This window comes from Segatella cerevisiae, from assembly GCF_024054555.1.
Classification (GTDB): domain Bacteria; phylum Bacteroidota; class Bacteroidia; order Bacteroidales; family Bacteroidaceae; genus Prevotella; species Prevotella cerevisiae.
Map to the genome: position 1 here is coordinate 38,687 of NZ_JAMXLY010000013.1, position 11,874 is coordinate 50,560.

At 47.4% G+C, this 11,874-nt stretch carries 7 protein-coding genes; all 7 read right to left on the bottom strand.

Annotated elements, in window-relative coordinates; translation table 11 throughout:
* Positions 1-4: 4 nt before the first annotated feature.
* Complete coding sequence (locus tag NG821_RS05080; protein ID WP_252760576.1) at positions 5-850, bottom strand: ATPase; 846 nt, start codon at positions 848-850, stop codon at positions 5-7.
* Positions 847-2,007 (bottom strand): acyltransferase family protein, encoded by a 1,161-nt coding sequence (locus NG821_RS05085; protein WP_252760577.1) that lies wholly within the window; start codon positions 2,005-2,007, stop codon positions 847-849. The genes NG821_RS05080 and NG821_RS05085 overlap by 4 nt, the downstream gene beginning before the upstream one ends.
* 13 nt (positions 2,008-2,020) lie before the next feature.
* Positions 2,021-3,247, bottom strand: coding sequence for an exo-beta-N-acetylmuramidase NamZ family protein (locus tag NG821_RS05090; RefSeq protein ID WP_252760578.1), 1,227 nt, complete (start codon positions 3,245-3,247; stop codon positions 2,021-2,023).
* Positions 3,244-4,593 carry an MFS transporter gene (locus NG821_RS05095; RefSeq protein ID WP_252760579.1) on the bottom strand — a complete coding sequence of 450 codons (1,350 nt, stop codon included), beginning with the start codon at positions 4,591-4,593 and terminating at the stop codon, positions 3,244-3,246. Before NG821_RS05095 ends, NG821_RS05090 begins: the two co-directional genes overlap by 4 nt.
* A 53-nt stretch (positions 4,594-4,646) precedes the next feature.
* Positions 4,647-6,533, bottom strand: coding sequence for an outer membrane protein assembly factor BamB family protein (locus NG821_RS05100; RefSeq protein WP_252760580.1), 1,887 nt, complete (start codon positions 6,531-6,533; stop codon positions 4,647-4,649).
* 11 nt (positions 6,534-6,544) lie between these two features.
* Entirely contained in the window at positions 6,545-9,598 is a 3,054-nt protein-coding gene (locus NG821_RS05105; RefSeq protein WP_252760581.1) for a golvesin C-terminal-like domain-containing protein, read from the bottom strand.
* Positions 9,599-10,128: 530 nt separating this feature from the next.
* Positions 10,129-11,853 (bottom strand): RagB/SusD family nutrient uptake outer membrane protein, encoded by a 1,725-nt coding sequence (locus tag NG821_RS05110; RefSeq protein ID WP_252760582.1) that lies wholly within the window; start codon positions 11,851-11,853, stop codon positions 10,129-10,131.
* Positions 11,854-11,874 lie beyond the last annotated feature (21 nt).

Here is an 11,874-nt window from a genome sequence, read left to right on the forward strand (position 1 = left end):
AATGTTATATTTTACCTGTGTGGAATGCGATTAGTCCTTCCATGGGGGATTTGATGATCCTGCCTAGTGTCATGCCTTCTTGCTCGAGGGCATCCTTGAGCGGGGCCTCGAAGAAATAGGCGATGGAACCATTGAACCCTATCGGCAAGCGGTCCCAACCTTCATATTGTCTGACATTGCGCCTTAGAAAACTCCTGAATTGGGTCACGACCAACTTGTAAATGTTTGGGTCACTGAGATTTTCCTTCAGGAAAGGAACGAAACTTGCCAGAAAGCGATTGGGGAATGTCTTCCGGTACACTCTGTCGATGATTTCGGCACTTGTCAGATGAAAGGTCTCGTCGAAACGTCTGATGATGGTCTCTGGGAGTTGCTTTTTGAGAATGTCTCCGACAAGGGTCTTCCCCAATACGGCTCCGCTGCCTTCGTCACCGAGTATGAATCCCAGAGGAGAGACATTGTCTGTGATGCTCTTGCCGTCATACGAACAGGAATTGCTGCCGGTCCCCAAGATGCAGGCGATGCCTGCCTGATGCCCACAGATACTGCGGGCCGCAGCCAACATATCTGTTGCAACTTCACACGTGCCGGTTATCCGGAGATGCTTCCTCAGGCAAGCTTCCAGTATAGGTGTCTTTTCAGTTGTACACCCTGCACCGTAGAAATAGACATCATCGATGACCTTTCCCGGGAGTTGGGGAATCAAGGCCGAGACGATCTCCTTGGAGATCTCCTCTGCTGTTTGGAAAAAGGGATTGGTGCCTTTCGTCTTGATGATTTTCGTGTTCTGACAATCATCTAATAGGCACCAGTCTGTTTTGGTGGAACCACTGTCTGCTAATAATATCATAGTTTTATAAATATTTTTTTCTTATAGAGCATGTATCCGAAACACCAGTTGAGCAGGACAAAGAGAACGGCCCAAACTAGAGAGGCTGCCTTGATGCCCAGCAGGGGGAGCAGGATATGCTCTCCGATCATGACCCGGATGGATGACCCGTTGAAGAGGATGATGCCAAAGGGAATCAGCAGGATGTCTGAGAGGACAAAGAGGGCCAGGGGATTGACGCCGAAAACATGAAAGAAACGGGTCAACTTATCCTGATGTTTCTTCTTGTCAATGAGCCATGTGAGTAAGGCGAGCAGTGTTGAGGCCAGCCCGCAGGTCACCAGGGAAAAAGTAGGCGTCCACAATTTCTTGCTGAGGGGGCAGGCATAGGAGAGCAGGAAGCCAGAGAAGGTGAGGAGTGCACCGAAAATGAACAACCTTTCGATTTTCTCATTCAGGTCCTGAAGGTTCATGATGCTTCTGCCGACGCAGAAACCTATGAGCACATGGGCTAATGCCGGCAGAGTACTTAATATTCCTTCAGGGTCCGGAGTATCGGCATTGTAGACATGACCTGGTCCCAGTATGGCATGATCGACAATGGCCAGGATGTTGGAACTGTCATGGGCAAAGCCGTTGCAACATTCCAATAGAATATAATAGCCGATGAATATTACGGCAATGATCCAAGGAATATACTGCTGCTTCACAGACAGTGCAATCACGGCTGACAGACCATAGCAGATGCCCAGGCGGGGCAGAACCCCTAAGAGGCGCAGATGTGCGAAGGTGTCAGTTGAAAGATAGAGGCGTTCCGTGAAAGGGAGTTGGGCATTATGCGGGTTCTCCATACCTTGGAAGAGCATGACAAGCCACGTGACGGCAAGTCCTATCAACCAGAGGAGGAAGGTCCTTTTCAGTACCTTCCTGGCACAGGCTTTGGACCATTCAAACTTGAATTTACGGAGAGACAGGTAAGTTGTAATCCCCATGATAAACATGAAGAAGGGGAATACCAGATCTGTCGGTGTCAGTCCGATCCATTCTGCATGTTGCAGAGGGGCATACGACTGCATCGTGCCGGGATTGTTGACAAGAATCATTCCGGCTATAGTCATTCCCCGAAGAATATCGAGGGCCAGGATCCTCTGACTGGGTTGTACTGAAGTTTTCTCCATATTATCCTCAATTTTATTTATACAGATAATATCTTTTGGCAATTTCCCTGAAGGCCTTCACGTCTTTGTTCCAATAAGGTTCAGCGTCTGCCCACAGATGTCGTTTCAACAGCAACTGGCGGATTTGCTTCGATCCGCATATCTTGTCGATCATATCCAGGCGGTCCTTTGCACCGTTGGCCAGAATATCATGGTCAGGATAGAGTTTGTGGAGTTCCTGGATGACATAAAACTGGATCTCGCACAAGTTGGCTTTCTCATAGTCGGTGAAATAGACCTGTACTCCTTGAAGTTCTTTTCCTTGTCCCGGACCGTAAAAAGGAGTGTAGTAGATGGGTCTGAACAGTATTCCGGGAAGATGCAGACCGTTCATGTCGTTGGCGAAATCATGAGCGTTGATCCAGGAAGCACCGAAAAGTTGGAAAGGAAGGGTGTAGCCGACTCCGATAGAGAAATTGTCCAGTTCGCCTACGATTCCCGAAACGGCATAGTAGGGAGCTGTTTCGGCTGTCGGGATATGAGGGGAGGCAGGGACCCAATGGAGTCCTGTATCCTTATAGGTCATCCGGCGTTTCCACTTTTTCATTTTGATCACAGTGAGGTCGCATCTCTCGTCCGGCGTACGTTGCCCGTTGAGGAATAGGGCAAGTTCTCCAGGAGTCATGCCATAGACATAAGGCACTCTGAGTTGGCTGACGAAAGAGAGGCAGTCATCTTCTACGATGTTCCCCTCGATCTTCTTCCCTCCTAAAGGATCAGGACGGTCGAGGACAATCACCTTGATGTGGCTTTTTGTTGCTGCCTTCAGAATATTGTCCAAAGTGCTGATATAGGTGAACGACCTGCACCCGATATCCTGGATGTCGTAGACCAGTACGTCGATTCCTTTCAACATATCAGGCGAAGGCATCCTGTTCTTGCCGAAAAGGGAATAGACCGGCAGATGCGTGATGGCATCCGAGTCATTGCCTACAGATGATCCGGCGTGTGCACTGCCCCTCAAACCGTGTTCAGGACCGAACAAGGCAACGAGTTTGACATTTGGTGCTCCGGCCAGTATGTCGATGTCTGACCGTAAGTTGTTGTCCACTCCAGTAGGATTCGTGACCAGTCCGACGCGTTTGCCTTCCAGAATCCTGAAATTCTGGCTCTTGAGGACTTCTATCCCTGTCTGCACTTTCTGTGCAAAGAGTTGAGTCATTGACAGAAAACAGAATAAAAGCAAAAAGTACTTCCTCATTTTTCTTCTTTTTGATGTTTAGTATTCTTCCCGTAATTTTCATCGACCCGTTGCTTGACAAAGAACGTGACGGCGACAGTCGCCAGGCAGCAGACCATGACCATCCAGAAGAAATCTTTATACCCCATCCACTCCTGGATATAACCGGCAAACATTCCCGGAATCATCATGCTCAGGGCCATGAATGCCGTACATATCGCATAGTGGGCAGTTGTGAATTCTCCTTCTGAAAAATACATCATATAGAGCATATAGGCTGTGAACCCGAAACCATAACCGAATTGTTCTACAGCCACGCAGGCACTGATGATGAACAGATTGGTCGTATGGTCGAGTCCTAGGAATACGAAAGTTGCACAAGGCAGTGTCATACTTGCAGCCATAGGCCACAGTGCCTTCTTCAGTCCCCATCTGGAGGCTGCAATACCTCCAATGATACCGCCGATGGTCAGGAAGAGGACACCGACAGTCCCGTAGACGATGCCCACGTCATCTGTCGCCAGTCCCAGTCCTCCTGAGGCTTGGGAATCCAAGAGAAAAGGGTTGACCATCTTCAGGAGAAAAGCTTCCGGTAATCGGTAAAGGAGCATGAAGACGATTGCCAGCAACACACTCGGTTTCTTGAAATAGGTGATGAAAGTCCGCCTGAATTCCCGAAGGATCTCTTTCGCCTTGTTGCTGGTGTCATCACTGATACGTGGGGCGTCAGCGGTGGCATGGGGGAGTATGAAGGTATGATATAGTGCCAATGCCGTAAACAGGACAGCGAGTATCCCCATCGTGACTTGCCAGGACATGGGAATGTTTCCGGACTGGCGTTCTAATTTGCCGGCAATATAGACGAGTACGCCTTGTCCGAATATTGAGGATAGCCGGTAGAAGGTACTCCTGATGCCGATGAAAAAGGACTGTTTGTCTTCGGGCATCGCCAACATATAGAACCCGTCTGCAGCGATGTCGTGGGTGGCTGAGGCAAAGGCTGTGATGATGAACAAGATCAGGGTAAAGGTGAAAAGGCTGATAGGTGTTGTCCCCGCCTTTATCGTTGCCGCATCAGGATGCGGGATAGTGAGTGTCAACAGGATGAAGGCACAACTGATGATCAACTGCATGGCGATGATCCACCACCGTTTGGTCTTGATGATGTCCACAAAAGGACTCCACAATGGTTTGATTGTCCACGGGAGATAGAGGAGACTGGTGAACAGTGCCATCTCACCATTAGGGACACCCATTTTCGTGAACATGGTCACAGAGATATTGTTCACGATAAAATAAGGAATGCCTTCTGCAAAATAGAGTGTCGGTATCCATGTCCAGTATGACAGGTTCTTGAGATTTTTCATTTTATGGTTGATATTTTCTATATGATTGATCCTTTAAGTTTCTGCAGTCTTATTTAGGGGATGACGAGTTTCCCCACCCATCCGTCTTCATTCGTGTATACTACTTCTTTCCTGTTGATGGGAACGACAGTATTGACAAGGGTGTTTTCGATTTTGTGCGACCAGAGGAGTTGTCCGGTAAAGGCATCCAAGGCGAAGATCAGTCCGTTCTTGGTCGAGGAGAACACCTGTCCGTCTTTCTCGGGCAGCATGACAGTGGCATGTTCGTAGCCGAATCCTACGTCAGTTGCCCATAACTCCTGAGGAGAATCTGATTCCGCAGAATAGCAGACAATACTATCCTGCATAGTCTTGGCATAGATGCGTTTTTTGTCGGCAGACAGACCTATGGATTCCCTCACCTTACTGCGGTAAGTTCTCCAGAGTTGTTTGCCTGTCTTTAAGTCAATAGCTGTCATGGCCCGTTCGGGGTCCACGATGAATACCTTGCCGTGAGCTGTTACTGGCCAGACTGCCGCAGGAGAGTAATGCATGCCCTTATCAGCACAGGTGACCCATTTCCATGCAAGTGTTCCGTCTTTCTTGTTCAATGCGTACAGCGTATTGTCCCATGCCCCGAAAATCACCTTGTCTTGGGTTACCAAAGGACGTGTCTCTACATATCCGTTGATGCCGTTAGCTTGCCAAATCAATTTCCCGTCCTTCACTCTGATGGCACGGAAAGTACTGTCGCTGGCTCCGATATAGGCAACCCCCTTGTCAATGGTGACGGCACTGACCACAGGGCGACGCGTCCCGAGTTGCCAACGGAGTTTTCCATTTGAAGCATCGATGCCATAGATACGGTTGTCTGCAGATCCGGCTACAAGTATGTCTTGTCCGATGTCGGGCGTGCCGAACAGACGTCCGTGCGTGTGATTACTCCAAAGGAGTCGGCCATCTTTCAGCGTATAGCAGTTGACATTTCCCAAATCATCCACAGTGTATACACGATTGTGGTATACGACAGGAGAAGAGAAGATAGCAGCATGTGACCGGACAGTCCATGTCTCCTGGACTTGCGGGTATTTTCTGTTGATACTATAGTCCGGACGCAGGTTGTAAGATCCCGGTTTTTCATCATAGTAGTGATGCGTGAGGGAAATCCCAGCCCAGCGATAGCGCGGGCTGCCTACAGGATGGGTATAGATGATCATGGAATCAGGGGTGATGTCGTATTCGTTGTATTGCCCGTATGGCTGTCCCTTCAATCTGAGGTTGGCAATATTCGTAAGTCCGGGGATGCCGTCATAAACCAGCGCATGGTTGGTATGATAATGTCCGTTGATAAAGGCCTTGACAGGGTAAGGACGTACGGCATCAGTTACTTCGAACCAGTTGTCCATGTCTTGTGGGAGCATTGGGATATGGGTAACCAAGAATATGGGCAATCCGTCTTTCCCGTTTTTTGCCAGTTCCTGTTTGAGCCATTCGATATCTTCAGGCGATACATGTCCGAGTGCCATCCTCATCATCGGGCCACATCCGAAACCGAGAAAGAGATAACCCTTGTGTACCAGTTTGAAACGTTCGTATCCGAAGATATTCTTGAAATCCATGCATCCGCTCTCACTCCATTTCTGGTCATGATTCCCCATGACGATGTAGTAAGGTCTCTTCAACCGGTCGAGTTCTTTCTTAGCTTCCAGCAATGAAGCTCGGTCCCCTTCATCGGCAATATCACCGGTCACCAGGATGAAATCGATGCTGTCCGAGGCATTGATCTGATCCACAGTATGCCGCAGATCTTCTATTGCGCTTGTTTCCTTGGCATTGATATGAATATCAGTGAGTTCGATGAAACGGAAAGGCTCTCCTCCCTTTGCCTGGAAAGGGCTGAGGAAGAGGAACAGGACTGCGATGCAGAATTGGGCAAGATGTTGGATTCGTTTACAGCACATGGGCAAAAGTATTATTTGAGTAGAAAATCCAGAATTTCTTTCATCAAGGCATTTCTGGCCGTGTCTCCTTTCAGAGACTCGAATGGAAAGCCGAATACGACCGTACGCCAGTGGTCTTGTTCTGATCCGCCGAAGACGATGCCTGCACTGAGGTTGTTCTCGGAATAGCGCAAGGCGGTATAGGCACAGGAGTCTGCAGGTTCGATGGCATCAGGGGATTCAACGACATAGGATTCTTCATTAGGGGTATTGTAATAAGTAAACTCTCCCTCCTTGGTGGTCAGGGGAGAGGCGGAGTATTTGACTTTCCCGTCTATGGCGGCTCTGTTGACGCGCCATTTGTATTTTAGGATATCCTGTGCAAATACTTTATCGCTGTCCTTAGCCGGGGCAAGGGGATTGAACCATAGGTCGGAAGCAATATATGAACCTGAAGCGAAGATGCGACCGCCGTTCTTACAATAGGTTGTAATCGCCTTCTGTAAATCGGTGTCGAAAGTCTTGAATCTGATTGGCGTCACTCCCGGACGGCCTAGTTTGGTCTGCTTCTCCTTGCCAAGGATCAGGTCGACGGCACTGTAATCGTCAGTATTCAGTAATTCTCTTTCAACTGCTGCAGATTTGCTGGCTGATACAAAACTGTAACCTGCGCTCATGATCGCCTGACCATGAAGGGCTGGGTAGTCGAAAGTGTTTCCGGCAATGGTCATCCGTTCATAATTGCCATAACTGTCACCGAATCCACCTGAATCATCATCTGTCCAAGGAATGGAGCGGCGGAACTCCTTCATCTTCCCAACGTAATTGATGGAAGTTTTGTAGGGTACGCCATTATCGATGTCAGCGAGGAACCCGGCTTCTTTGTCGTCCGAGGACCTGAAATCATCAGGGGCACTGAGGCGGTCAAAGCCATTGATGACGAGGACGGGTTTTACAGTGGATTGAGAAGATATACCTGCCGAAAGTATTTCAGAAGGAAAACTCTCTCCGCCTTTGTTGAAGGCTGTGACTTTAAAACTGACAACCTGATCTGTCGGGATCTTGCAGACGAAAACGGGTTTCTTTACAACTGTTCCATTGTCGAAATCACCATTTCCGATTCGCTTGTAGACGACGTACTTTTCCGGAACGGCAGTCGGCTCCAACGTGTCATTGACGGCCTTCCAGGTCAACTTGACTTGGTCATGACCTGCCATGACAACGGCAAAGTGGTCTACTGGCAAGGGCTGGACAACGTATTTGTAGCCATATTCATCACTGAGGAAACGGAGGATGCCTTTATAGACAGCACGACTCACACTAAACTGGAAGCGGGGATCGAGTCCATAGCGCAGGTCCGCAAAATTTTCGTGCGACAGGAGTTCCAGAAGCATCGCAGGAACACGCGGCTCCCAGGCTTCAAAGTAACTGGCATCCCACATGCCCCTTCTCGTCCATTTAGGTTCATAGAGTTTGCGGATGTCATTGGTGATGCTTGACAGAACCAGATCGCAGAGGTCATGACAAGCCATTCGGGATGTTCCGTCAGCAAACTTCCCGTCATATTTCTGCGTATCGTAAATGCCGAGTGTTCCGATGATGGAGTCTCCATAGACTGTCCCTGCGTCACTATGGAAAGCGAGAGAGAGGTCAACGGGGATATTCAAACCTTTATAGTCGGGAACGGCTTTTGTGCCACCGGCCAGATAGTTGACCCATGTCCCTCGGTCTTTATAGTCGTCTGCATAGTCATCACGCCCGTGAGTGGGAGAGTAGACGCTGTCGGGTATACCTGCCCATTGCAACCAGTAGCGTGCGCCTTCATCGAAGCGGGGATAACCGCTGACCTGATAGGGGTAGTCGATCCTTGGTTGATAGGCATTTCTAGGAATGCGCTTGGTCCTGCGGTCTGATTTCGTATTGGGGATGATGCTGTCAGAATCTGCCCGACGTGCGATATTGCCCATTCCTCCACCAAATTTTATGGCGTCGGCAGTGATTGTCTTGCCGGCTTTTGGTGCATAGTTGGTCAACACGACTTTTCCTTGTCTTCCTTTTCTAAAGGCAAAGGTACCTAAATAAATCCAAGTTCCGCCACCCATGGTCTGATTAACGGAGAAAGTAGTCTTTCCGTCTTTGTGGTATACGGTATATCTTGCCTGGGTCGTGCTGTTGGGGAGTGATTTATAAGAGACGTAAACGGCATAGTCTCTGTCTTTGGGAATGTCCGGCGTCCACGTTATCGTACCGGCATCTTTTTTCTTGTTTACGGTTTCTGTCTCTCGGTAAGTGCCTTCTGTAAAGGGATTTTCGAAATCCTTATAGGTCTTCCTTAGGTAGGCAAATCCGGAAGTTGTCCCCTCTTTCCATGGGAGACGTCCATTGATTTCTTGATAGGGTGAGGTTGCTTCGTGACCATCGTTGTCTACGATGACTTCATAAGGATTAGTATCTCTTTCCCGGGGCAGCATCACGATGGCTCCGGCATTTTCCAGCATGGGTACAAGGTAGGGCAGTACGTAACTCTCGGTATACTTGTCTTCGACAGTCTGCAGCATGCGGGCGCGTTGCCATTCCCATCGTTGAAGGCCTAATTCGTAGTATGTGCCGTGGCTTGGCCACATTGCGATATGCCTTCCGCTCAATCCTCGTGTCGGTGTATAAGGCCGGTTAAGATTGGTGACAAGAGGGATATCGGAAGGATTGGTAAAAGCCGGTCGCTTAGATTTAGATGGCAGGCAGGACCGGGGAATCAAGTCAGCTACGGACTTGTTATCCGTGAAAAGTCGTATGCCTTTAAAGGTATATTGGGAGGATAGTGAATCTTTCAACTTTTGGATGAGGCTGGTGTAATTCTCGTTTCTGAAAGGGACGTACGAGAAGTTGTCGGAAGTGAAGATGTTCAGTGTGTCGTTAGTAGATACAATGGAGTTTACTTTGATCTTTCCTGTCTGCACACCTTTTGTATAACTGTTGAGTATGCTTTCTACAACTGGGTATTCTGCCTTGGTTGAGGTCTGTGCATGGATGGCCACTGGGGCAAAACATCCGAAAAATACGAGTTTAAATAATAACTGATTCTTCATTCTTTCACGTTTTATTCTTCCAAGAGTTGAATGGTTATTGATTGTCAGATATATATTTTGTGGAACATTGGTGGAAGTAAACAGACTTCTCTTCTCTTGAGTGTGAACGGTGTTTCAATGTGTTCAAGAGAGATGAGTGATGAATATCGGAAAACGCTCTCGTGACCATTAGTGCTATGCAACTCTTCGTAGTTTCTCGAAAGCCGGCTTCATCTTTCTCGAAAGTCAGCTTCTTCTTTCGAGAAACTAAGATCCTCTCTTTCTCGAGAGAGCCAGACCTTGTTACCGATTATTGATTGGTGCAGTCATTTTTCCTGACTCTTATTGATGGACACACGTTTTTTTATTTATAGTTCTGGAGAGTTGTCATCTTCTGAAAATTTCTACCTTGTTCACAGATAAGCGGGAAACCGCGGATCATCATTTGTCGTATTATGAGCATTATTCTCTGATTTGAAGTTAATTCTGATACCTGTTGTCAAAAAAACAAGAGTTCAGGAACTCTGTAATCAGAGTCCCTGAACTGCCATTTATTGTTTCTCCCAACCCGGGTTTTGTTGCATTTCTTTATTCAAATTCAATTCATTGCTCGGGATAGGATAAAGATAATATTTTGGATCAAAGGTGCGGGTCTTGCCTGCTGCGATGATATATTTGTCTTGATCTACCGTCATCGTGTTATTCGCTACATTGGACAGATTCGCTCCTCGGTTGATGTTTGGATACTTTTGACTGTCTAGTTTGTCTAATTGGTGCCAGCGTACGAGATCCCAATATCTGTACCAGTTGTCGGTCATCAGTTCACAGCGTCTGCAACGGCGGATCTCCCAAATGAGATTGCTGACTCCCATGTCGTTGGCAGGATCAGTTTCAGGCTGTAATGTGATATTCGGTACATCCGCACGCGCTTCCAGCAAGTTGACCGTCTTGTCCAAGTCACTTTGAGTGATGGTTCCCAATTCAGCCTTTGCTTCTGCCTCATTCAACAGAATTACAGCATACCAGTAGAGAGGCGCATCGGTATAATTGGTGCTGACATTGTTGCGATAATAGGAATCAAGGGTAGTGTTATCAAACTTCCGGATGGTATAGCCGGTAGATGAAGTCATCAGTTGGGCTGCAGTCGGGAGATTGCCGTTTTCATCTAGTCGTGCCCAGCCATGCCCTTTGAAACAAATGATGGAGTCGATCAGGACACTGAGTCGTTTATCGCGATTTTTTAACATACCTGAAATGGAATAGTCGCCGTTCTTGTTCTCCACGGCCTTGTCATCCTTATCTAGAGAAGTTGTAGCCAGAGGCTTTCCGTCCTTGAATAGAAAAGCGTTGACGGCATCTTTCGTGATACCTAGTTGTTCACTGGAACTACTGGTATAGTCACAGAGACCGTGCATGACAATATCTTTTTCATAATTGCGGTAGAAAATGATTTCGGAATTGTTTGACAGGTCCAGGGAATTATAAATTTCACCATAGTTGGGCGTCAAACTGTATTTGCCGGTATTCATGATAGCTTCGGAAGCATTTTCTGATTCCAGCAGATATTTCTTTGCGCGGTCCAAATCAGGAGCTTTTCCATTGTCTGCCTGTGTCCGGTATTTACAGTAAGTGCCTTCATAGAGACAGATGTCACTCTTCATCGCTTCAGCCATCTCCTTGCTCCATTTCGTCTTGTCACTGACATTGGATGGAAGTGTCGCAATTGCATAATTGAGGTCACTGAGAACTGAATCCATCACGACATCCCTATCGGTTCTTTTCCCGTAGACTTGGTCATCATCAATATCTGTGATGGGGTAATCAATCCATTGTACATCACCATATTCACGTACGAGTTGATAGTATTTCCAAGCACGGTTCAGCCTGCTGATGGCGATATAACCATCTTTCTCTGATTGGGAAAGAGTGGAACTTTTGATTTCTTGAAGCAAGTAGTTTGCACGTCTTATTTCCGTGAATCCTCCCGACCAATAACTCGAAGTAGCAGGAATTGTGATAAAGCTCCAGTTGTCAAAGCTCGCATTTGCCTGATCATCACTGAGACTTGTGAAATAGAACCAACCAGATCCACCTCCATAACTGTATCCTACGTAGTTGTTGTAGAATTTATTGCAATAACTTTGCACGTCATTTGAGTTATTCCAGAACTCAGGATTGTTTGTGAAAGTATCACGAGGATCCTTATCGAGAAAATCATTACAACTGGTGAATAGCAGCAGGAACGCTGCAAGTAGGTATATAATAGATTTTTTCATATTTCTAAATTTTTATGTTGT

Coding starts and splice junctions, on each gene's coding strand:
- NG821_RS05080 (WP_252760576.1), bottom strand. CDS start 850: ATGATATTATTAGCAGACAGTGGTTCCACCAAAACAGACTGGTGCCTA.
- NG821_RS05085 (WP_252760577.1), bottom strand. CDS start 2,007: ATGGAGAAAACTTCAGTACAACCCAGTCAGAGGATCCTGGCCCTCGAT.
- NG821_RS05090 (WP_252760578.1), bottom strand. CDS start 3,247: ATGAGGAAGTACTTTTTGCTTTTATTCTGTTTTCTGTCAATGACTCAA.
- NG821_RS05095 (WP_252760579.1), bottom strand. CDS start 4,593: ATGAAAAATCTCAAGAACCTGTCATACTGGACATGGATACCGACACTC.
- NG821_RS05100 (WP_252760580.1), bottom strand. CDS start 6,533: ATGTGCTGTAAACGAATCCAACATCTTGCCCAATTCTGCATCGCAGTC.
- NG821_RS05105 (WP_252760581.1), bottom strand. CDS start 9,598: ATGAAGAATCAGTTATTATTTAAACTCGTATTTTTCGGATGTTTTGCC.
- NG821_RS05110 (WP_252760582.1), bottom strand. CDS start 11,853: ATGAAAAAATCTATTATATACCTACTTGCAGCGTTCCTGCTGCTATTC.